Origin of the sequence: Halostagnicola sp. A56 (assembly GCF_000691505.1) — an archaeon.
Classification (GTDB): domain Archaea; phylum Halobacteriota; class Halobacteria; order Halobacteriales; family Natrialbaceae; genus Halostagnicola.
The window spans coordinates 374,311-395,753 of the sequence record NZ_JMIP02000017.1 but is presented as its reverse complement, the minus strand read 5'-3'; the positions used below and the strand labels follow the sequence as shown (position 1 = coordinate 395,753).

The 21,443-nt window shown below is 59.7% G+C and carries 16 protein-coding genes and 3 pseudogenes; 9 read left to right on the top strand and 10 right to left on the bottom strand.

Going from position 1 to position 21,443, the window contains the following annotated elements; all coding sequences use genetic code 11:
* Window positions 1-222 precede the first annotated feature (222 nt).
* Both EL22_RS09075 and EL22_RS09070 read right to left on the bottom strand, forming a co-directional pair.
* Window positions 223-2,271: pseudogene (locus EL22_RS09075) on the bottom strand (type II/IV secretion system ATPase subunit); the annotation flags it as partial.
* Window positions 2,272-2,714: 443 nt separating this feature from the next.
* Window positions 2,715-3,473 (bottom strand): SDR family NAD(P)-dependent oxidoreductase, encoded by a 759-nt coding sequence (locus EL22_RS09070; protein ID WP_050051175.1) that lies wholly within the window; start codon window positions 3,471-3,473, stop codon window positions 2,715-2,717.
* Between the two features lie 264 nt (window positions 3,474-3,737).
* Here EL22_RS09070 and EL22_RS09065 point away from each other — a divergent pair, with 264 nt between their 5' ends.
* Window positions 3,738-4,130 carry a hypothetical protein gene (locus EL22_RS09065; RefSeq protein WP_050051174.1) on the top strand — a complete coding sequence of 131 codons (393 nt, stop codon included), beginning with the start codon at window positions 3,738-3,740 and terminating at the stop codon, window positions 4,128-4,130.
* A gap of 107 nt (window positions 4,131-4,237) precedes the next feature.
* On the opposite strand, the gene EL22_RS09060 is transcribed toward EL22_RS09065, so the two are convergent.
* The 3 genes from EL22_RS09060 to EL22_RS09050 are packed head-to-tail and all read right to left on the bottom strand — an operon-like array spanning window position 4,238 to window position 6,351.
* The gene (locus EL22_RS09060) at window positions 4,238-5,065 is read right to left on the bottom strand and encodes a hypothetical protein (protein ID WP_050051173.1); all 828 of its coding nucleotides are present in this window, start codon (window positions 5,063-5,065) and stop codon (window positions 4,238-4,240) included.
* Window positions 5,062-5,754 carry a hypothetical protein gene (locus tag EL22_RS09055; RefSeq protein WP_050051172.1) on the bottom strand — a complete coding sequence of 231 codons (693 nt, stop codon included), beginning with the start codon at window positions 5,752-5,754 and terminating at the stop codon, window positions 5,062-5,064. Before EL22_RS09055 ends, EL22_RS09060 begins: the two co-directional genes overlap by 4 nt.
* Before the next feature lie 48 nt (window positions 5,755-5,802).
* Window positions 5,803-6,351 carry a hypothetical protein gene (locus EL22_RS09050; protein ID WP_050051171.1) on the bottom strand — a complete coding sequence of 183 codons (549 nt, stop codon included), beginning with the start codon at window positions 6,349-6,351 and terminating at the stop codon, window positions 5,803-5,805.
* A gap of 151 nt (window positions 6,352-6,502) precedes the next feature.
* Here EL22_RS09050 and EL22_RS09045 point away from each other — a divergent pair, with 151 nt between their 5' ends.
* From EL22_RS09045 to EL22_RS09030, 4 genes and pseudogenes are all read left to right on the top strand, one after another.
* Window positions 6,503-7,081, top strand: a complete 579-nt coding sequence (locus EL22_RS09045; RefSeq protein ID WP_050051170.1) for a helix-turn-helix domain-containing protein — start codon at window positions 6,503-6,505, stop codon at window positions 7,079-7,081.
* 55 nt (window positions 7,082-7,136) lie between these two features.
* Window positions 7,137-7,901, top strand: coding sequence for an SDR family oxidoreductase (locus EL22_RS09040; RefSeq protein WP_050051169.1), 765 nt, complete (start codon window positions 7,137-7,139; stop codon window positions 7,899-7,901).
* Between the two features lie 315 nt (window positions 7,902-8,216).
* Window positions 8,217-8,630: pseudogene (locus tag EL22_RS09035) on the top strand (DUF6166 domain-containing protein); the annotation flags it as partial.
* Between the two features lie 108 nt (window positions 8,631-8,738).
* Window positions 8,739-9,062, top strand: a complete 324-nt coding sequence (locus tag EL22_RS09030) for a hypothetical protein (protein ID WP_050051168.1) — start codon at window positions 8,739-8,741, stop codon at window positions 9,060-9,062.
* Window positions 9,063-9,449: 387 nt separating this feature from the next.
* On the opposite strand, the gene EL22_RS09020 is transcribed toward EL22_RS09030, so the two are convergent.
* Complete coding sequence (locus tag EL22_RS09020) at window positions 9,450-10,973, bottom strand: sulfatase (RefSeq protein ID WP_050051166.1); 1,524 nt, start codon at window positions 10,971-10,973, stop codon at window positions 9,450-9,452.
* A gap of 176 nt (window positions 10,974-11,149) precedes the next feature.
* On the opposite strand from EL22_RS09020, the gene truA reads away from it, so the two are divergent.
* The 4 genes from truA to EL22_RS09000 all read left to right on the top strand — a co-directional run bounded on the left by truA (window position 11,150) and on the right by EL22_RS09000 (window position 15,720).
* Window positions 11,150-12,040 (top strand): tRNA pseudouridine(38-40) synthase TruA, encoded by an 891-nt coding sequence (truA, locus tag EL22_RS09015; RefSeq protein WP_050051165.1) that lies wholly within the window; start codon window positions 11,150-11,152, stop codon window positions 12,038-12,040.
* 35 nt (window positions 12,041-12,075) lie between these two features.
* Window positions 12,076-12,318 (top strand): hypothetical protein, encoded by a 243-nt coding sequence (locus EL22_RS09010; RefSeq protein WP_050051164.1) that lies wholly within the window; start codon window positions 12,076-12,078, stop codon window positions 12,316-12,318.
* Window positions 12,319-12,439: 121 nt separating this feature from the next.
* Window positions 12,440-14,251 carry an oligoendopeptidase F gene (gene pepF, locus EL22_RS09005; protein WP_050051163.1) on the top strand — a complete coding sequence of 604 codons (1,812 nt, stop codon included), beginning with the start codon at window positions 12,440-12,442 and terminating at the stop codon, window positions 14,249-14,251.
* A gap of 236 nt (window positions 14,252-14,487) precedes the next feature.
* Window positions 14,488-15,720, top strand: a complete 1,233-nt coding sequence (locus tag EL22_RS09000) for a proteasome-activating nucleotidase (protein ID WP_050051276.1) — start codon at window positions 14,488-14,490, stop codon at window positions 15,718-15,720.
* A gap of 309 nt (window positions 15,721-16,029) precedes the next feature.
* On the opposite strand, the pseudogene EL22_RS19295 reads toward EL22_RS09000, so the two are convergent.
* The 4 genes and pseudogenes from EL22_RS19295 to EL22_RS08980 form a co-directional block, all read right to left on the bottom strand.
* Window positions 16,030-16,525 (bottom strand): annotated as a pseudogene (locus EL22_RS19295) (transposase).
* A 410-nt stretch (window positions 16,526-16,935) separates the two neighbouring features.
* Window positions 16,936-18,639 (bottom strand): thiamine pyrophosphate-requiring protein, encoded by a 1,704-nt coding sequence (locus tag EL22_RS08990; protein WP_050051162.1) that lies wholly within the window; start codon window positions 18,637-18,639, stop codon window positions 16,936-16,938.
* 390 nt (window positions 18,640-19,029) lie between these two features.
* Window positions 19,030-20,043, bottom strand: coding sequence for a malate dehydrogenase (locus EL22_RS08985; protein ID WP_050051161.1), 1,014 nt, complete (start codon window positions 20,041-20,043; stop codon window positions 19,030-19,032).
* A gap of 203 nt (window positions 20,044-20,246) precedes the next feature.
* A complete protein-coding gene (locus EL22_RS08980; RefSeq protein ID WP_050051160.1) occupies window positions 20,247-21,236 on the bottom strand; it encodes an aminopeptidase in 990 nt (329 codons plus the stop codon).
* Window positions 21,237-21,443: the final 207 nt, after the last annotated feature.

Below are 21,443 nucleotides of genomic sequence, written 5' to 3'. Positions count from 1 at the left end.
CTTGTGTGTATCCGTCGTGAATTCCGAATCGGTGTTGTCGTCTCCCCGTTCGAGGCGTCTTTCGCCCTCGGTGGGACGATTGCGGCGCGTATCGATCCGCTCGTCACGTTCGCCCCGGTCCCGTTGCATATCGGGATCGGGTGTCTTCGGGAACCAGGACGGTAACTCGAGCGCCGCTCGAGACGGACCGACGGCGTTCGGTCGCTGGTCAGTCCCCTCCCAGTAGTCGTCGAATAGCGTTTCGTCGGCGCGCTCGAGAACGTTCGCTGCTCGCCTGGCCGTCTCGGCGGACGAATCCGGGCGCGAAACCTGGCTCTCTGTTTGCGAGTGCTCGATTCTGACGCTCTCCATCTCGCGAAGTGCCGGAAGCGCCTCCTCGAGGCGGTCAGTCGCCATCAGCGCCCGGGTCTTCTCGGAATCCGTCATATACGCCTGAACCGTCGCCGCGACGTCCGCGTAGCTGTCGAGGCCGCAATCGATCAGGTACGCGAGCACGACTCGGCGCTCAAATAGTTCGCGCTCGAGCGTCTCCCGACTCCACCCCCGATCGGACCGAATCTCCTCGAGGGTGCTCGACGTACCGGCCTTGCAATAGTCGTCAGTTTTCGCTCGCCACTGGTAGACGTCCTGTACGTTGATCTCGTCGCGTTCGACGTCGTAGTCGTTGATCTCGGTGATACACTTGTTTCGACGAACGGTCTCGCCGTGTACCGTCGTCTGGGTCTGGACCGCGACCAGATCCAGCGAGCTAAAGACCGGCTTCGAGACCTCGATCGGTGCCGACGTAAACCGGGTCAACACCTCGTCGACGGAGTCGGCGTGGAAGGTCGTACAGGTCGTGTGGCCGGTCGACATGACCTGGAACAGGGTTCGACCCTCCTCACCGCGGATCTCGCCCATCACGATGTAGTCGGGGCGCTGGCGCAACGTCGCTTCGAGGAGGTCGAATTCGTCGACGGCTCCCGTCGAGTCGGCAGTCGGCGACGGCCGCGTCGTACTCGCGATCCAGTTTCGCTGCGGAAGCGTGACCTCGCGGGTGTCTTCTATCGAGACGACCTTCGCGCTCGAGGGGATAAAGAGCGAGATCGCGTTCAGGCTCGTCGTCTTTCCGGAGGCCGTCCCACCGGCTAACAGCAGGCTCTTCCCGTTTTCGACGGCCAGCCAGAGAAACGCCATCTCCTCGAGGGTGAACGTGTGCCAGTTGACGAGGTCCACCGGCGTGTACGGCACGTCGGTAAACTGCCGAATCGTGTAGTTCGTTCCCCGATCGGAAACCTCCGTTCCGAGCGTCAACTGCGCGCGCGATCCGTCCGTAAGCGTCGCGTCGACTTGTGGGCGTCGCTTGCTGATCCCGTTTCCCGACCGCTGGGCGAGCGTGACGACGAAATCGTCGAGTTCGGTCCGGCCGTGATGGACGTTCGTGATGAGCTGGTCGTACTTCGAGTGATAGACGAACACCGGCGTGTCGTAGCCGTCGACCGAGATGTCTTCGACGTTGCGGTCGTGTTTGATCCCGTCTATTCGCTGATAGCCCACGAAATCCCGGCGCAACTCGTAGAGGAGTTTTTCGACCTGGTACTCGCTGAGTGTCGCCCGGTCGTCGGTGACGACGGACGCGTTCGGACGCGCCTCGATTCCCGTGAGCGCGCGCCGCTCGTTAGGGTCGTCGCCCCCCTCCCCGCGAAACACCGACGAAATCCGCTCGAAAATTCCGTGATCGCCTCGACTTCGAGAACGCTCGAGCAGTCCGTACCGCTCGAGTAAATCCCTCGCTTCCGATTCGATCACGTCTCGACGATCGGCGACGTCTGCGTCCGCGCTGATCTCTTCGTCGGCGTACGTGATGGTTCGCTTGAGTGTGGTTTCGAGACCGTCACGGACGTCGCGCTCGCGGTCGGTCAGCGATGGCTCGACGAGACAGTATTTTCGTTCGTTTTCGCTCGTCGAGTGGAAGATGCTGACGAACGCGTAGGGTTCGTTCACCCAGTAACGATCGATCTCTCGAAGCGTCGGTTTCCGCTCGACCGGGACGGCTTTCTCGAGGTCGTATCGGTTCGTCACCGTGGGAAGCCCGCCGTCGGTCGAGAAGAACTCGTCGTCGTCGATTGCGTGTCGAACGTCGACCGTTCGTTCGTCGACGATTTCGGCGAGTGACCTACCGACGCTGTTCGCCGTGCGGAGCGTGCGTTCGATCTGGGGCGGCCCTGTCGCCGTTTCAGGGGCGGCGACGATCGTTCCGTCTCGGTCTGTTTTCGTTCCAGACTGGTCGTCCACATCCGACGGCGAGTCCTCTCGGACGTCGAACTTGCCGGTCGAACCGATTGTCATGGACGGGGTTCGCCTCCCCATCACTCAAAAACCCATTCGCTCGAGCGGCCGCGAGAGATTTTTCGCGACCGGCGGTCACTCGGCAGTTCCGCTGAGCGACGGATCCCCCTCTGAATTATCGACGAGAACGAACGTCGTCGAGCCGCAACTGCAGCTGGTAGTGCCTATCGGTTGAATCTCGCCAGTTGGCCATTGACGAGCGGCATACGCAGATCCGCATTCGACACATTCGGCTAATTCCCTGGTGATATCGTCTCTGTTGGCCATTCCCAGCACGGGTAGGCTTGCTTCGGTATATGATCTTTTCTATTCCGGCGATCCAGAGCCGGAGAATCAGGTCACGAATTTCGGACGCCGTTCCGAATCGGAGGCGACCGGACCCGGGCCTATTGGGCGAGGTAGCCGCCTTCAACGGGCAGCGTGACGCCGGTCACTCGAGAGGAGAGATCCGATCCGAGGAACAACACCGCGTTGGCGATTTCCGCTGGATCAGCGAGTCCGGGCATCGGTTCGGTGTTCAGGAACTGCGCTTCCATCTCCGGGTGTTCGTCGATCGTGCGTTCGATCATTTCGGTCTGAACGATGCCGGGGGCGACGGCGTTCGCTCGGATCCCTTCCTCTGCGTACTCGATAGCGGCGTACTTCGTCAGTTGACCCACCGCTGCTTTCGCCGCGCCGTAGCCGCTGTACTGGGGAACGGCGACCTCGCCACCGATCGAAGAGGCGCTGATAATCGATCCGCCGTCGTCCGCACGCATCGCCTCGATGCCGTACTTCATCCCGTTCCAGACGCCTTTGAGGTTCACGTCGATCACTTGCTCGAACGCGTCGGTATCGTAGTCCTCGAGGCGGTCGACCGGCCCTTCGATCGCCGCGTTGTTGAACAGCACGTCGAGACCGCCGTACTCGTCGACGGCCGTTTCGATCATTCGCTCGGCTTCGTCCGCGTCCGAGACGTCCGCTCGGACGAACGTCGCCTCGCCGCCGTTCGCGGTGATGTCGTCGACAGTTTCCGCGCCGCCGTCCTCGTCGACGTCGGCGACCACGACGGCCGCGCCGTTGTTCGCGAAGGTCTTGGCCGTCGTTCGACCGATTCCCGATGCGGCACCCGTTACGATCGCTGTATCGTCTTCGAGTAACTTCATCACGGAAAGAGACGGTCCGTCGACGGATAGCAGTTCTGGCTACCGGTCGGTATACTGTTACGTTTAACAGCAGTGTACCTCATTCTAACATATATTTCAATTATATTTTACTACGTGTGTCGCATACCGCCCATGTAGGAACGAATACCAATTGTAAAGGTTGAGAGTGTCATATCTATATGCTATCCCCCACTGTTCACCGTTGACAGGGAACAGTTATTTTGGCAAGAATGTTTATGTGATCTACAATCTATTGCATCAGATATGGCATATTACGAATCAGATGCAATAACCATCGAGTGGGACCCGTCGATCGAGGCCGTCGTCATGGACTGGCACTCGTTCGCGAGCGGAGACGCGTACCGAAACGGTCTCGAGACGGGTCTGGAACTGGTCGAAGAGAAGGGCGCGACGAACTGGCTCGCGGATCTCCGCGACCTCGGGACCGTAACGCAGGACGATCAGGAATGGACCCAGGAGGAGTGGCATCCTCGAGCGTTCGAGACGACGCTCTCGAACATCGCGGTTCTCCAGCCGGAAAGCGTCGTTGCGAACATGTCGGTCGATGACCTCGTCGAGGAGTTCGGCTCGAACGACAACAAATCGCGGATCTTCAGCGATCGGGACGAAGCCGAATCGTGGCTCAAAGCACAGTAACGACCCCGAACACGGTCGAGGGACCAAAACACGGTCGGGAACCGGTCAAAGCCAATTTTGAGGGGTGACGGCGCTCGAGGAGCGGAGACACACGGTCCTATCGTCGTTCAGTTTCGATCCGGCATCGTCGACGGGCGAGCGACGGCGTTCATGTCCGGTCGGTTCGACGACGGCATCGTCGAGTACATGGTCGATCGTCCCGTCGACGAACCGTTCTCGCCGCTCTGGTCACCGAGGTTCAGACTATCGACGAGTCCACCCTCGTCCTGGTTGGCCGTCTGACCGCCGTCCGCTGGCTCGTCCTCTCGGTCGTCGTCGCGTTCGTCGTCCTCCTCCGATTGTTCGCCGCGAGTGCGTCGATCGTCGCGAATTTCCTCGAGTCGCGTCTGCAGCGAACGTAGTTCCTCGCTGAATTCCGTGGCGCTGGTCCCCGTCAACGACTGGACCGTCGACTCGAGCGCCGACGAATCGCTGTCCTCGGAGTCCCCCGCCGACTCCCTCGCCCGCTCTCCGAGGGTTTCGCGAAGCTCGGTCAGAGCCTCCTCGAGACCGGCGGTCGTCTCCTCGCTTTCTGGTTCGGAGCCCTCGTCTGCGACCGACCCAAGGCGCGCGAGCGCGATCAACGCCCGGAGCTCCCGGAGCTGCGGTTCGGATGCGCGAGCGAACGCCTCCGGAATCGAATCGGGCTCGCTCCCGTCGGGAAGTTCGTCGAGGCCGAGCGCCGAAAGCACGGTTCGCGGGTCGTTCGAGTCGACGAACTCGCGGGCCGCGCCGGCGTGTTCGGCGACCCGCGTCGATCCGGATTCGCCCCGGTCGTCGAACTGTTCCAGCGTGATGTCTTCTTCGGCCTCGAGGGCCGCCTGCACCGAAGACAGCAGTTCCGAGAGCCGGTCGCTCGAGTCGTCCGCCGGGATTCGCTCCGTTTCCTCGCTCATGATGCCTCCTCGTTGGCCGTCGCGGTGAACGTTCCGTCCTCCGATTCCGAGACCGTCTCGACGATCCGTTCGACCATTTCCTCGCGGCTGAGGTTCGCCCGCACGTCGACGTCTTTGGCGATCGACTGGAGGTCCGAGTAGGAGACGATCTCGAGAAACTCTACCAGCGTCTCTTTCCGAAGTCCCTCGAGGTCGCCAGCACTGGGTTCGCTCTCGCCGTCTGCTCCGGCGTCGTCGGATACGTCTTCGTCGGCCGCTTCGTCTTCGTTGGCCGCTTCGTCATCGCCATCCGCTTCGTCATCGCCGCCCGCTTCGTCATCGCCGCCTGCTTCGTCACCGCGACTGTCCCTTTCGCCAGCATCGTCTCCCGTCTCATCACCGTCGGCCCCTGTCTCGCCCTCGAGCGCGTCGACGGCGGCGTCGCGAGCCGCCGTCGTGAGGTCGGACCACAGCCCCGACCAGCTCGTTCCGTTTTCGGATCGATCCGTGATCGCGTCGTGAATTTCGCGCCCGACGGCCCCACCGAGTTCCCGGCCCACCCGCGCGCCGAACTCGCCGCCGACCGTCGCGCCGATCGCGTCGGCGTCGACGCTGTCCTCGATCGACCCGTCGCCGAACAGGTCGGAGACGGCGACCTGCTCGCTGATCTCCTCGGCAACCAGTGTCCGGAGATCCGTTTCGTCGCTCATCCGATCCCACCTCGAGACGGGACGCCTCGACTGTGCGATCCCATTTGATTATTCCTCGTCGGTGTCGTTGGCACCGTCGTTCTGTTCCTCGTCGGATTCGCTCTCGTCCGCATCGCCGTCATCGTTTTCCCCGTCGGTCTCACCGCCGTCGTTCGGTTCTTCCTCGTCGGCTCCGTTTCCGTCGTCGTCCGTCTCGGCTGCGGACTCATCGCTCGCGGTCTCGTCACCGCTATCCTCGTCTTCCTCGTCGTCACTGCCGTCTTCGATATCCTCGCCATCCTCGCCGTCCTCGTCATCTTCGTCGTTTTCGTCGGCTTCAGACTCGTCCGCTGTCTCGGATCGCTCGTCGTCGGCTTCATCGTCAGATTGGTCAGACTTGCGCAACTCCTCGACGACGAGTTGGCCGATCGTTCGGCCGACCGATTCACCGACTTTTCGGCCGACGAACGCGCCGATCTGTCGCCCGAGCACCTCGCCGATCGGTTCGTCTTCGTCGACCGCTCCCTCCCACTGGGTCCCCTCGAGCAGCGATTCGAGGTCGATGTTGTCCACGATCTCTTCGTAGTCGATCCGATCGGTTACCGATTTGTCACTCATGATTGGCTCTCCGCTTGCACTCGCGATTCGGACTGTTCGCTCGAGTCGTCCTGTTCGTCTCGGGGTTCGGTCTGCTCGGCTAGCTGTCGAATTATTTCACTGATGATTGCGGCGACTAACTCCTCGGTCGGCAGGCTGGGAACGAGGCCGAGTGATTTTGCATGCGCTTTGTCTCCAGCCAGATGTCCAAACGTTTGTCGTCGAAATCGACATCGACGACGACGACGTCTCCGAAAAGGAACTGGCTGCGCTCGACGAAGTCGAAGAAGTAACCCTACTCGGAGAAACAGACGACAAGACCGTCTACGAACTCCATGTCGATCTTGATGATACTCCCTTCGAGTCGTTCGACAACAGTCGCTCTGGGGTAGCCAAAATGGAATCGACGACCATCACACCAGAGGGCTGGCGTGAGACGAAGGTTTTCAAAGACCACGAGACGTTCAACGAATTCCGTATGACGTGTGAGGACACCGGAATTTCATTCGAGCTTCTCTCTATCACGCCTGACCCGTCCAGCTCTGAGAACCAGCTACAGGATGGGTTAACCGACCGGCAACGTGAGGCACTGAGGCTCGCCATCTCCCGTGGGTACTACGAGAGTCCGCGCCAAGTCACAGCCGAGGAACTCGCTGAGGAACTAGATATTTCACAACCCTCACTGTCAGCTCTCCTCCGACGCGGCGAGCGTCGACTCCTCACTTCCTCGCTCGGCGAGCCGGCCATATAAACCCCCTTTCCAGATAGCATCACCCTCAACGCCGTCATGCTCCTCCTTCCAGTTGATGTCAGACGATTTCGGCTCCGAACTGGATGGAAAGGTTGCGATTGTCACTGGAGCGTCCTCCGGGATCGGTGAGGCGACGGCAAAGTCACTCGCATCCCGTGGCGCCAGTGTTGTCCTCGCTGCACGACGGGAAGGTGAATTGGAGGCACTCCAAACCCAGATCGAAGCGGACGATGGCGATGCACTCGTCGTACCGACCGATATTACGAACGACGACGACATCGACGCGCTCGTCGACGCGACGACCGAAGAATACGGTCGAATCGACATTCTCGTGAACAACGCGGGATACATGCCTCTCACCCACATCGCTGATGCGGATCGGGAGACGCTTCAGACCACTATCGACGTCAATCTAACTGGCCTAATCACACTCACCCACGCAGTCATTCCGACGATGCTGGAGCAAGAGAGCGGTCACATCGTCAATCTCTCCTCGGTCGTCGGACGGTTCCTCATGGAGAACGGGTCGCACTACAACGCGGCAAAGGCCGGTGTGAAGATGTTCGGCGATTCACTCCGGTTGGACGTTGCGGCAGACGGGATCAGGGTGGCGACAATCGAACCGGGCTCGGTCGCGACAGAACTCCTCGAACACATCCCTGACGACGAAATCAAAGAGGGTATCGAGGAATACGCAGCGGGGCTGCGTCCCCTTCAGCCGGACGACATCGCTCGAACGATCACGTTCGTCGTCTCGCAACCACCCCATGTCGATATCAACGAAGTCCTCGTCCGTCCGACCGATCAAGTCCAGCCCTAACACAATCCCGGAATGGATCTACCCTACTAAATAGTCGGAAGGCGTGTTGGTTACCCCCCATCAACGGCCTTGAGGAGGGTTATGTAGCGACGGATGATTTGGTTTTGTTCAACTAGCACAACCAAGCCCGCTTGGCGGGGAAACTGTCACATTCTAACCCGGAGCTTACCATGTGCTATACAGGTCTATTGAGCAGGTGTTTCGGTGCCTTCTACGGTCAGTAATTGGCCTAGAATTTATGTTCCATTCCGGGGCGGTAGTGTTTATTGCCCCCGAGAGGGGTGCGGGGGTCACCGAATCGCCCGCGAGCAACGAATGAACAGGAATGTACCTGTAGCAAGTTCGGAATCGGTTCCAGTCGCATCGCCCGGTCAGTCTCACCGAGACGCAGTCGAGTACGTCGGCTTCCGCGTCGACGGCCAAGCCGTCGTGCTGAACCTCTCGGAGCATCGGCGACTCCCCCTCGAGCGCAGTCTGGACATCGTCAACCACAGTCCAAGCGGGTTCGAGTGGGGGTACAGTGGTAGCGGGCCCGCCCAACTTGCGTGCGCGCTCCTTCTCGACTACTACGACGATGAGCAGTTCGCCCGTGACCACTACATCGCGTTCCGGAATCAGGTGGTCTCACAACTGGAGTGCGACGGTGCAGCGGCGTGCTGGCATCTCACTGGCGAGAAGATCGACGCCGCGATGGCGACCCTTACCGACGACGTCGTCGCGATCGACGATGTACTTCTCATTGTGGTAGTGGCACCGCGGGCGAGGGAACCGACAAGACCGGCTTAACCAACAAAACTATGGGTTGGCGTTCCGTGTTGGTTAACACGAGAACAGCCAATGTCCTACGAGCCACCGACTCCACCGGCGAGTCTCCCGACGGAGATAGTCACCACGCTTAACGAGTCTACTCCGGAGCACCTCCAGGACGTTGCTACGTACGCCGAGGAGCTAGCCGAACACAAGGAACGCGAAGCTCGTCTTGAAGAGGGTGCAGACCAGGATGAGGTAAAGGAACGACCAGACGACCTACCGGACGACGTCCCCACAAAGGCGACGATCACGATCAAGGAGATCAACGACAACCGCTACTACTACTGGCAGTGGCGGGAAGGCGAAAAAGTTACCTCCAAATACAAAGGCCCGGTCAATCCAGACGAATAAACTCGAACAGGTAGACATCTACCCCATGTTTCCGTCGTTTCTCCGCAACGTCCTCTCGATTCACGCGTTCGAGTTCAAGCAACGAGATTGGGAACAGGCAATCTCGATCACCGAATAATGGAAGTTGATTACATCGAACGGATCGCGGACGGCGGTGCCCCGCTCGAGGAGTCGAACCTGGTCACGCTCGAGACCCGTATAAAACTCGGCGAACGGCTTTCAATTCCCGAGTCGTTTGTCGCGATTCGGCTCGATCGTTCGTCGCGAAAACCCGGTCTCGAGATCGCCTTACAGAATACAAGGAGAAAGCTCGGGGTCGTACGGAAATCTTCGATTTCCGTGATGACGAGAGACTTCGTCTCTCGAACCACTCGATCCCGGTGTGATTTACAGATATCCTAGATCCGCCAGCCGTTCTTTCGTTCCCGCGCGCATCGAGACGCTCTCGGTTTCCGACTCGTCCGTGAGCGACTCGAGGTCCCCGAGGCGGTCGTCGAGTCGCCCGGCCAGCGCCTCGAGTCGCTCGCGATGACGTCTGTCTCTCGATTCGTCTCCCAGTTCCCGACGGAGGTCGCGTTGTTCGTGGGGGTCCATCTCGAGGTCGTGGAACCGCTCGAAGCCGTCGTCGCCGCGGACGTACTTGGCGTCGTGCGTTCTGATCGCCTGCAGCCGCCGGTCGAACGCTCGAACGCGGTCCGGCACGTCCCCGAACCGAGCTTTGAGGCGGTCGATCGAGGGCTGTGGAGCGACGTACTCGGCGAAGACGGCGTCTCGAGGGGCAGTGTCCGAGTCGGGATGCATCGACCGCCCCTGACTCTGCTTGGCGAACGCGCGGTCCTCGATGCCGGTCGCCTCGAAGAGAGTTTCTGGGAGGTCGAGCAACTGCACGAGGTCGCGTCGCGTGCCGCCGCCGGTGAACGCGCCGCCGTGGACCACCAGCGGGACGTGCAACAGGGTGTCGTAGAGGTTGTATTGGTGGCCGAAGAAGTCGTGCTCGCCGACGTGCTCGCCGTGGTCGCCACAGACGACCAGCAGCGTCTCCTCCCACTCGCCGGTCACCTCGAGCGCGCGACGCAGTCGTGCGATCTGTCGGTCGACGTAGGCGAGTTCGGCCCGGTAGAGACCCCGAAGCATGGCGAACTCCCGATCGTCGATCTCGTAGTCCGCACAGTCGTAGGCCCGCGGATCCTGCCGAACCGCCGTTGCCGCCTCGTAACTCGCGTCCTCGGGGAGATGCCGCTCGGCGAGTTCCCGCGGCGGGTCGTAGACGACGTGCGGTTCGATGTAGTTACAGAATAGGAAGAACGGCGAGTCGTCGTCCCGTCCCTCGAGCCAGTTCTCGACCCACGTCGTCGTTCGATCGGCCCCGTCGTCGCCCGCCGGCTGGAACACCTCGCTGTAGAGGATGTTCGTCGCGTTTACCACCGGGTTCCCGTGAAAGAGGTTCTCGCGGGTCGCCTCGAGTTTCTCGCGAACGTCCTCGCCGCGAACGACAGCGCCCATGTCGTGCTCGGACTGGATGTACTGCCAACCGCGCCGGAGGTGATCGAACCCGCGGTCGAAGCCGAACTCCTCGGTGATCCAAGTGTTGTTCGAGACGCCGACGGTTTCGTACCCGGCGTCAGCGAAGACCTCGGGAAGCGTTCGAAGCGATTCGTCCAGAAAGGGGCGGTTCCCGTGCGTTCCGTGCTCGGACGAGTACGTCCCGGTGAACATCGAAGCGTGGGAGGGCAGCGTCCACGGTGCGGTCGCAAACGCGTTTTCGAACGCCGTCCCCGCCGTCGCCAGTCGGGACAGCGCTGGCATCGTTCGATCGCTCACGCTCGTCGCTCGAGCGGTGTCGAGAACGACGAAAACGACGTTTCGAGGGTACTCATGTGGCTCGGGTTCACTTCGTGTTAGCGAGTCCATGGTATGCACCCTCCACCTCCCGCGGGGAAGGTCACCGACCCGGCACGTGCAGGTCGCTCATGCCGGTCTGGCGTTTCTCGACCGCTCTCTCACGGGTCGATCGAACTGCTGATCGATATCGACGGTGGAGTCAACGGAGCTAACACGACGGGTGGCGTGACTCGAATCGAACAGTGATGCGCGCCTTTCGGATCGCCTACGACGGCACCGACTACTTCGGCTTTCAACGCCAGCCCGACGTGCGAACCGTCGAGGATACGATCTTCACCGCGTTGAGGCGACTCGAGGTCTTCGATCCCGACGCCGACAAACCCGACGGCTACGCGGCCGCCGGTCGAACCGACGCCGGCGTCTCGGCGCTCGCACAGACCGTCGCCTTCGACGCGCCTGACTGGCTCACGCCCCGGGCGTTAAACAGCGAACTGCCCGCAGACGTCAGGGCGTGGGCCAGCGCCGACGCGCCATCGTCGTTTCACGCGACCCACCACGCCAGCGAGCGCAGATACGTGTACCACCTCTACGCTCCGTCAGGATCGCCTTCGACTGACGACATGCGATCGTCGAGGTGTGAGACTCGGAATGCGACCCGCGTCGAGGACAACCGATTCCGCGCCGCACTCGAGGCCCTGTCTGGACCCCACGACTTTCACAACCTGACGCCCGACGACCGAAACACGGAGCGCTCGCCGACGCTCGAGGCGACACGCGACGGGCCGTTTCTCGTCGTCACCGTCTCGGCGGGCGGCTTCTCGCGCGAACTGGTCCGCAGGCTCGTTTCGCTCGCCCACAGCGTCGGCTCGGGAGAGACGCCGCTCGCGAAGATCGATCGGGTGCTCGCGGACGAACCGCTGGCGGGCCACGACGGGATCGCTCCGGCGCCGCCGGAACCGCTCGTGCTCACAGCCGTCGAGTACCCCGACCTCGAGTTCACCGTCGACGAAGTGGCGGCGACGACTGCGGGGCGGATCTTCGACCGACGGCGAGTCGAGCGGCGAACGGCCGCGCGGGTCTCGAGACAGCTCCATGATGGACTGTCCGCGGACTCACACGGCGACTCCGAATGGTGAGTGGGTTTATACGATTCGGGCGACGACCACGAGATATGGAACTGTCCCCCGAGGAGTACGGCGCGTACTGGCGCGCCTCGCTTTTCGTCTCCGCGGGGGTGCTCGTCGCGTATCTCGGGTATCACGTTACCGCGCCGCTTCTCGCTCACTCACAGGCGGGCGCGACGCTGTTCGGCGTCTTCTTGCTCGGCGCACTCGTCGTTTCGGGAAGCTATCTGGTCGTTCTCGGTATCGCTCGAACGGTTCGGACCGCAGTCGATGCCGAAATGCGAGGGTAGACGACAGCGGCCGCCGTGTGCGTCTCAGACGCGTCGAGAAGCCGGGCTCGACGGTCTCCTCTCAGACCCGTCGTCACCCGGCTTCGGTAGATTTTCACAGCTTCGGTCCGAAACCAGCGCCATGAGTTCTGTACCGGACCGATCCGAAATCGACCGGGAGTACACCTGGGACCTCGAGAGCATCTACGGGAGCGACGAGGAGTGGGAGGAAGCGTACGCGGCGGTGAGCGATCGAATCGAGGAGTTGGCGAGCTACGAGGGTCAGACGACCGACGACGCCGAGACGTTACTCGCGGTTTTCGAGCTTCGAAACGACATCATGCGCGAGGTGTCGACGGTGGCCGCCTACGCCCGCATGCGACGCGACGAGGACACGACCAACCAGGAGTATCAGGCCCTGACCGCCAAATCCCAGTCGCTGGCTGCTGAGGCACAGTCTGCCGCCTCGTTCATCGAGCCCGAACTCCAGACGCTCACGCGATCGGAGTTCGAGTCGATGACCGACGAGGAGACGGCACTCGAGACCTACGACCACTACGTCGACGACGTATTACGGATGAAACCGCACACGCGTTCGGCGGAAGTCGAGGCGCTCCTCGCGGACCTGAGCGAAGTGACGGGAGCGACCGGCGAGGTCTACAACATGCTCTCGAACGCGGACATGTCGTTTCCGACCCTCGAGGACCCCGACGGCGACGCGGTCGAGATCACCCAGAGCAACTTCACCAACCTGCTCAAACGCCCCGATCGAGAGTTCCGACGGCGGGTGTACGAGGGCTACTTCGACGAGTGGGAAGCGGTGCGAAACACCGTCGCAGCGTCGTACAAAAACAGCGTCAAAGCCGATGTCAAGACCGCACAGGCTCGCAATTACGACACCGCGCGCGAAGCCGCACTCGACGGCCCCAACGTCCCCGTTCAGGTCTACGACACGCTGGTCGACAGCGTCGACGACAACCTCGATAAGCTCCACCGCCACGCCGAACTCAAACGCGAGGCGCTCGATGTCGACGAGCTGCAGATGTGGGACCTCTACATGCCGCTGACGGGCGGGGAAGGACCCGACGTTGGCTACGACGAGGCGACCGAGTACGTCGTCGACGCCGTCGGGCCGCTGGGCGAGGAGTACCAGTCTCGAGTCGCCGAGGGTCTCGAGTCACGGTGGGTCGATGTCTACGAGAACGAGGGCAAGCAATCTGGCGCGTATTCGGGTGGCACCTACGACACCCAGCCGTTCATCCTGATGAATTACCAGGACGACATCGCCTCGATGTACACGCTGGCCCACGAACTCGGCCACTCGATGCACTCTCAGCTCACCAAGGACGAACAGCCCTACGTCTACTCGAGCTACGAGATCTTCGTGGCCGAAGTCGCCAGCACGGTCAACGAGGCGCTGCTGACGAACCACTTGCTCGAGACCGTCGACGATCCGGCGTTCCGAAAGGCCGTCCTCAACGAGTTCTTAGAGCGCGTCCGCTCGACGCTGTACCGCCAGACGCTGTTCGCCGAGTTCGAACACGAAGCCCACCGCCTCGAGGAAAACGGCGAGCCGCTCACCGCGGATCGGTTGGACGACCTCTATCACGGGCTCAAAGAATCGTACTACGAGCCCGCCCACGTCGACGAGCGGATCGCCCGCGAGTGGATGCGAATCCCACATTTCTACCGCGCGTTCTACGTCTACCAGTACTCGACCGGCATCTCCGCGGCGCTTGCCATCGTCGACGGCATTCTCCCGGACGGACCCGGCAGCGAGCCAGACTGTACCGCCGCCGAGAACTACCTCGAGTTCCTTCGTCACGGCTCGCGGGAATACCCGCTCGACCTCCTGCGAATCGCGGGGGTCGATATGAGCTCGAGCGATCCGATCGACCGCGCACTGGCGACCTACGGCGACCGCCTCGACGAGATGGCGGCGCTGCTCGAGTAGACGGGAGCGCTCTCGAATCCGTCTGTGGTTTTGCTCCGGTCGCTTGAACTCGTATCGACTCGTTTCGATTGTCGGCACACTTCCGCCGATGCTTTCTGCGACCGGTAACGCTAACTCCGATAGTACGCTCCGTGAGCGGCTGATCCGACCATTCGACCCTCGACTTCCGGCCTGCCGAAAACCAACCGCGACCCAAAGGCACATTTATCGTGGGAATCCTAACGACGTACATCACGATGTCTCGAAGCCCATCTGTTCCTGAGCGACCACATCGCGAGATCGACCCCGATCTCTCCGATGACGAACGGCTCGAGGCGCTCCGTGGACACTTCGACGATCTCACCGACGTTCGAGATCAGCTGTCCGAGCAGCTCGACGCTGCAGAGGAGCGCCGTGAGCGGTTACGAGAGAAAGTAAACACCGTCGAGCGCGAAAACGAGACGCTCAAAAGCTCCTCGCTGTACATCTCGACCGTCGAAGACGTCCTCGACGACGACGAAGTCGTCGTCAAACAACACGGCAACAACCAGGAGGTTCTCACCGACGTCTCCCCGCGGATCGCGGAGTCGGTCGAGAGCGGCGACCGGGTCGCCGTCAACGACTCGTTTTCGATCCAGACGGTTCTGGACACGGAAACCGACGCTCGCGCACAGGCTATGGAAATCGCCGAAAAACCCGATGTCTCCTACGACGAGATCGGCGGCATCGACGAGCAGGTAACGGAGGTCCGCGAGGCGGTCGAACAGCCCCTCGACAACCCCGAACTGTTCGAAGATGTGGGGATCGAACCGCCGAGCGGCGTGCTCTTGTACGGCCCGCCGGGAACCGGTAAGACGATGCTCGCCAAAGCCGTCGCCACCGAAACCGACGCGACGTTCATCAAGATGGCGGGCTCGGAACTGGTCCGCAAGTTCATCGGCGAGGGCTCTCGACTCGTTCGGGACCTCTTCGAGATGGCCCGCGAGCGCGAACCGGCAATCATCTTCATCGACGAGATCGACGCCATCGCGACGACGCGAACCGAGTCGAAGACCTCCGGTGATGCCGAGGTCCAGCGGACGATGATGCAACTACTCTCGGAGATGGACGGCTTCGAGGCCCGCGGCGACATCAGGATCATCGCCGCGACCAACCGCTTCGACATGCTCGATCGCGCGATCCTCCGACCCGGCCGGTTTGATCGGCTCATCGAAGTCCCCGAACCGAACCAGGAGGGACGCGAGCAGATCCTCGAGATCCACACGCGAGAGATGGCCGTCGACGACGGGATCGATTTCGCCGACCTCGCGGCCGAAACTGAGGGCTACTCCGGCGCCGAGATCGAGAGCCTCGCGACCGAAGCCGGCATGTTCGCCGTTCGGGACGACCGGACCGAAGTGCGCCACGAGGACTTTACGAACGCCATCGAGAAGATCGAAGACGACGACTCGAGCGACGTGATCTCCTCGGCCGGATACTTCTACCAATAGTAGTAGTTGAAAACACGGACATTTTATTCAGCAATACCTCCAAACTTCGGCACGTGTCCGGGAATCTTCATAGAAATAAAAATCACTATGGTTTTCAATGCGGTCTTTGTATGCATCTGATCGCTTTGCCAGCATAATCTACTGGAAGTTGTAGCCAGAATGGTCCAAGCATAGCGGATCGAACCACTTCAGCAAGTACCGGCCGTCGCCGTTATCTAGCGATTTACGAAACCCAAATAGTGCTAATCGTCGAGTGGATGTTTGTATAGGAATACATGGCCGTGGTGAATCGCCAGACGTAGCGTGATTTCACGGGTTCAGAGATTGCTTGATGTTGTGAACCGCACACATCAGGACGAGTTCACGAAATTCACCATACCAAGTTCGCGCACGCACGGCGTCGCCGAGCGTGCGCTTAATCGTCGAGAAGACGGTCTCACACATCGCTCGTTGCCGGTAGCGAGGTCCATCGATCACGCGCACAACGCGCGGATCGATGGGCCGGAACTCCCGATGTTTAATCAACGGTCTCACGCCGTTTTCGCGGAGGTTTTCGCGTAAGTCCATCCAATCGTAGCCTTTGTCGCCAGCCGAGCTGTGTGTCGTGACGTTTTTCGGTCGTACAGTGAACGTCCAGAATGGCTTGAATTTCTGTATCGACGAGCGCTGTTGCTTTGAGCGTCTGGACGCGATAATTCGTCCGACGGCAGTAGTGCTTGCTCGCGTTTTCGCGGTCGAAGAACGTTGCGTCGATGGCGGCGTGTCCGCTCGGCTCGTGAAACTGCGCCGACAGGCGCAGCAGCACGCGCCAGAGTGCTGTCTTAATCTTATCAACCACTTAACTAGTGTGGAATGGTCAGGGAGATCGGCCGGTTCAAGGCCGATCTCCCCGAGAATATGTGGCATCTCGCTCAGCAAATCTACGCTTCTCGATACGATTTCTCTAGGTAAACCCACAGATAATGCAGCGACACAACAGCGTAATCGGCGAAGCCGCCACCCCCTTCAGGGGCGGCGATTTCGCCTCGCCCACCAACAGCATTTTGAGCTAACTGAACCACTTTGCTCGTGAAGCGGGAGATCTTCGACATAGGCATCGGCGATTTCCCGCTTCAACTTCCTAGTTCTAACGGTCGAAGCCGACGCAGTATGGCGATTCACCAGAGCTAACCAATTCCATATCAATCATAATTCGTAGAGACACTTGGAAAGTAGTTACTCGTCAAGACGGACATCAAGAACGGCGTTAGTGCCGTTATCGACAGCATCGACAGCTTCGTTGAGAGCTTCTGAGATGACTTCAATGTTGTCTACGGCACGCGTGTACCCGTCGCTCATCGTTGCAATGCGTGAAAAATCGACACTACGTCCGTAGGACCCTTCTGGGACACCGTCCATGGCGGATACGCCGTCACCATGCTGGCTGCGCGTCGCCTCACGAACTGCCTCCCAACTTTCATTGTTATAAATAACGGTGAGTGTTGGCGCGGTTGCATTCTCTGCGGCGATGATGCTTGATGCAGGATTACTGAAAAGGTATCCTCCGTCACCGATAAGCGAGATGACGCGACTTTCAGGGGAGGCGAGCTTTGCACCTATGCCAGCAGGAACGGCCCAACCGAGACCAGCACCACCGCGCCAGAAATATGACCCTGGCTCAGAAAGTGGGATTTGGTGTAACGTCGCTCGACGGTTTGTTACGACTCCCTCCATTATGATAGTATCCTTATCCACATACTCGCTGATCTCATTGGAGAGAACGATTGGCGTCAGCCGGCCGTCGGTGCGGTCAGAATTAACACGGTCGGAAGCTGCCTCAATGCGCTCGTGGTGCATCTCTCGCCAGATTTTGTCGTCGGATCCCTCTCCAATTTGGGCAGTCACGTCTTGAATCGTCTCACTGGGATCTGCCATTACGGTGTGATCGACTGTAAACGGCCAGTGTGGGTACGCAGCTTTGGTTGGGTCTGTGTCGATCTGAACAATAGTGAGGTCTGGCGGAATATCTGTTTCTGAGGGTACCCATGGGACATCGGTTTCGAGAAGGAGAAGAAGGTCAGCATGTTCGAGTGCTTCTTTCGTATCGAAGCCAACGTGTAATTCATGGCCGCGCGGGAAACAGAGTGCAGATGGGATATGTTCAACGACGCCCGCACCGGCCGTCTCCGCAAACGAAACGAGAGTATCAACACTGTCTGTACCAAGGGAGTCACTGGTGACAATGAGCGGGCGGTTAGATTTTTCGATTTGCTGTGTGAGGTCAGCGACTGTTTCGCAATCCGCACCTGTAGGTCGTGTCTGTCGGACCGGTCCCAGTTCTTGTGTTGGTTTGGGTACTGACGCCTCGAAAGCCTCACGGCTGAACGAGAGATATGTCGGACCGGACGGCGTTGAGGCCGCACGTTCGAGCCCGCGACGGACGACTTCTCGAGGATCAGCAGGTGGTTGGTATTCACTCGTCCATCGGCAGTATTCCGCGACAATGCTTGTCTGGTCGAATATGTCTTGGAAGTAGTGAATGGGGTGATCACGCCCACCGAGGTCGTCAGCGTCGGAAACTGGTGAAAGTCCGGCCATCACAAATATGGGGACGTTCGCACGGTGGGCGTTATGCATCGCTGCGCCGAGGTTTTGCGTCCCAACGTCCACATGGACGAGGACAGCCTGTGGGTTACCGGTTACTGCTGCGTAGCCATGAGCGGCGGAGATTGCAACGTATTCATGAGGACAGGGGATGAGTTCGGGGAACGAATCCTCTTCGCCGCCGTCTCGGAGACGTGCGGCCGCTTCGATGAGCGGCGTATGGTCAGTCCCAAAGTTTGCAAAGATGTAGTCTACGCCGTTGTCGCGAAGGGCGTAGAGTATGGACTCGGCTACTGTGCTGTCGCTACCGTCGCAGAGGTCGTCTGAGCGTTTCATGACAATATTTGAATATTATGGTCTCTGGTATTCGATCTCGTAAGACATGCTCAAATTCATAGGGGGACTATATAATCATTGGGAAACCAATCAGATAATCTGCCATTGGATTGGGGAGAGCAACTGTTACTGACGGCGTAGTAGTTGCTGACGGTACTCAAGACGACTATCCGAACATGTCTGGCCATGAGGCTGAGGTGCTTCCCTGCCTCGTGAGTGCTGCGCGGCAGCAGTCGACTGTGATGCAATTGGCGGTCTCGGAGACGTAGCTCGCTTGCAGTTTGTCAGAACGGTTTGAGTGGCCTCGCTTGAGCTGCCATACCTTCGTCTCCATGTTGGACAAGAAATGTTAGGTGCAACTATCCGGTCGTCTCACCGATTGGTGGCAGGTTACAGTTTCAGATCCATGCAAATCGATTCATGTGCCCGTTCAAACCGCTGCCGTTCATCGGGAGTGAGACTCCACTCGAGAATTTCCTCGGCGCCGTTGCTCGTCAGCTTGACTGGGACGCTCAGACATCCTCCCGAGAGCCCATACTCGCCATCAACCGGGGTCGAGAGACATACCGTCGGTTCCACGCCGGCGTTCACGCTTTGCTCACCGTTTTTGCCATCGCTTCTACCATCAGTATCTTCGGTGAACATTCGTCGAATCAGCCGCATGACGCCGGCACTCGTTACCCAGCGCGATGTCTCCTCCGGTCCCCGTTTTGAGGCAATCTTGAAGGGAATCTCGCGAACGTACTCGCGGACTGTCGAGCGTTCCGTTTCAGAGAGCGTCGTCGGCTCGCCGTCAATGTGGAGCCGAGAGAAGACCGGAATAATCTCGTCACCGTGTTCGCCTATCACGGGACAACCGACGCTCGTCCATGGGACGTCCCGTAACTCGCCGATCTTGTAGGCTGTCCGAGCAGTTTCCGACAGCGAGTAGCCGAGGAAGTACCTTCGGGGCCACTCCAGACGCTGCCAGAGCCGGTAGGTGAGTCGGTCGATCGGGTTTGTTATCATCAGAACTGGGAGTGGATTGAGCTTTCGTAATTCGGCGGCGACTGCGTCAACGACCGACCGGTTTCTGTCAAGTTCAGCCTCGCGAGCATCGGTCCCAGTCGTATTTTCGGGCTTCGGCGCCGCGGCGGTAAACACCGCGAGATCAGGTTCGGGCTCCAGGGTGCCTAACTCGTCGGCGCCGACGGTCCGTATCGAGCCGAAGGATTCGGCCGTCGGGGCAGCGACCGGTCCGCGGATGGAGTGGAAGACAGAGTGGGTGACATCAACAGCGTGGGCCCACGACGGGTCCTCGGCCTTATCGACAAGTGTGATGTCGATTGTCGGCTCTTCTGAGGCCAGCGTATACGCAACCGTTGCACCAATCGTACTCGCACCGCCAATAATCGCAATGTGCATTGTGTTACTCCATCTAACTATGAGTTAGCTGTTTATTTATACTCTTTCATGAATTCGATGCGTAGCCTATCGAAATTGCAGGCTCGGCGTTAGAGCTATCGAGGACCCACTGGCGCAGGGTTCACAGGGTTCAGTCGTGGATGATGATTAGTCTCAATCGCGCGTGTACCTACACACGGAGTTGAACCGACTAGAGAGGGGTACTACAAGGAGACGGAAGGATCCTTAAATTCTCGATCTTGTAAAACTGTCTCACCATCAAGTTCGAGTGTGGCTGACTGGAGGGTGATGTCGAAGTGCAACGGTGTCCGGTTTTCGCCGCCGAGATTACTACTCGTTCCGAACCCGACGTGAACGGTCCCAAACACGCCGTGATCATTGAGGAACCCACCATTTAGCTCGGTACATCTGGGATTCATTCCGACGGCGAGTTCGGCAGCCTGGCGCACCGCTGGATCGTCGTACTCAGCCCAGATCCGCTCGACCTTCCGCGCTTCCTGTCCCCCGTCGATGCAGGTAACATTCCCGTCTTCGATTTCAACCACAATATTATCCTCAAGCATCCCAATGCCGAGGTTCGGGATTGATCCGTCGAAGACGATCCGTCCGTTTGTCCCCTCAGCGACCGGTGTGATGTCTGCTTCGGCGCAGTACGCGACCGTGAAATCGCCTGGTTCTGCGACGGTACAGGTCAGACCATTCCCCTCACGCCCGCCGAGAGCGAAGGTAACGTCTGTCCCATTGGCTGCCGTTAGTCGAGCCGTCTCGGCTGACGAGAGCAGGTGTCCCATTTCCCTCACTTTCGGCGCTAGTTCTTCGAAGTCGGTCCGCAGTCCGTCCGCGCGTAGCTCCTCAAGGGACAGTTTTCCCATCGCGACGACGCGGGCCCCCTCCTCAAGAGACCGATTGGCCGCCGCGCTGTGAGCGATCGCTCTAGTTGGGACGAGAATAATCACGTCCGCCTCACTCATTGCAGCGGCGACCGTCTCCGGCGGTTCATTCCCGTCGTACTCTCGTGGCTCCATGAGCGCGACTGACGCCTCGGCGTTGAGTGTGTGGACAGCTGCAGCGAGTCGTTCCGTCACTGCTCCTGACTGCCAATCTCCGACGATCAAAACGTGTTCTCCCGGTTCCACGTTTGCAATACGGTTTGCGATAATGTTCGCACCTTCAATCTCCTCAACGAGAGTCATACTCGATAATCTGGGTACTCGGTTTTAAAAATAACGGACGCAGATACTGACCATCCATTCGGATTGATGAACTCGCCACCGTACGCATCGGTAAACTATCTTGCTCTTGTCTAGCACGTTGTCGATTGAGAGTTGTCTTTCGTTTCTAGGTTGGTCGGATAGAAAGGTTATGCGAATCGTTGGACAGCGTCGGCTTCAACCGTCAGA

Bases quoted from the DNA above. Each gene is read 5' to 3' on its own strand.
- pepF (WP_050051163.1), top strand. From the start codon at position 12,440: ATGAGTTCTGTACCGGACCGATCCGAAATCGACCGGGAGTACACCTGG.
- EL22_RS09030 (WP_050051168.1), top strand. From the start codon at position 8,739: ATGTCCTACGAGCCACCGACTCCACCGGCGAGTCTCCCGACGGAGATA.
- EL22_RS09055 (WP_050051172.1), bottom strand. From the start codon at position 5,754: ATGAGCGACGAAACGGATCTCCGGACACTGGTTGCCGAGGAGATCAGC.
- EL22_RS09070 (WP_050051175.1), bottom strand. From the start codon at position 3,473: ATGAAGTTACTCGAAGACGATACAGCGATCGTAACGGGTGCCGCATCG.
- truA (WP_050051165.1), top strand. From the start codon at position 11,150: ATGCGCGCCTTTCGGATCGCCTACGACGGCACCGACTACTTCGGCTTT.
- EL22_RS09060 (WP_050051173.1), bottom strand. From the start codon at position 5,065: ATGAGCGAGGAAACGGAGCGAATCCCGGCGGACGACTCGAGCGACCGG.
- EL22_RS09065 (WP_050051174.1), top strand. From the start codon at position 3,738: ATGGCATATTACGAATCAGATGCAATAACCATCGAGTGGGACCCGTCG.
- EL22_RS08980 (WP_050051160.1), bottom strand. From the start codon at position 21,236: ATGACTCTCGTTGAGGAGATTGAAGGTGCGAACATTATCGCAAACCGT.
- EL22_RS08990 (WP_050051162.1), bottom strand. From the start codon at position 18,639: ATGAAACGCTCAGACGACCTCTGCGACGGTAGCGACAGCACAGTAGCC.
- EL22_RS09000 (WP_050051276.1), top strand. From the start codon at position 14,488: ATGTCTCGAAGCCCATCTGTTCCTGAGCGACCACATCGCGAGATCGAC.
- EL22_RS08985 (WP_050051161.1), bottom strand. From the start codon at position 20,043: ATGCACATTGCGATTATTGGCGGTGCGAGTACGATTGGTGCAACGGTT.
- EL22_RS09010 (WP_050051164.1), top strand. From the start codon at position 12,076: ATGGAACTGTCCCCCGAGGAGTACGGCGCGTACTGGCGCGCCTCGCTT.
- EL22_RS09020 (WP_050051166.1), bottom strand. From the start codon at position 10,973: ATGGACTCGCTAACACGAAGTGAACCCGAGCCACATGAGTACCCTCGA.
- EL22_RS09040 (WP_050051169.1), top strand. From the start codon at position 7,137: ATGTCAGACGATTTCGGCTCCGAACTGGATGGAAAGGTTGCGATTGTC.
- EL22_RS09050 (WP_050051171.1), bottom strand. From the start codon at position 6,351: ATGAGTGACAAATCGGTAACCGATCGGATCGACTACGAAGAGATCGTG.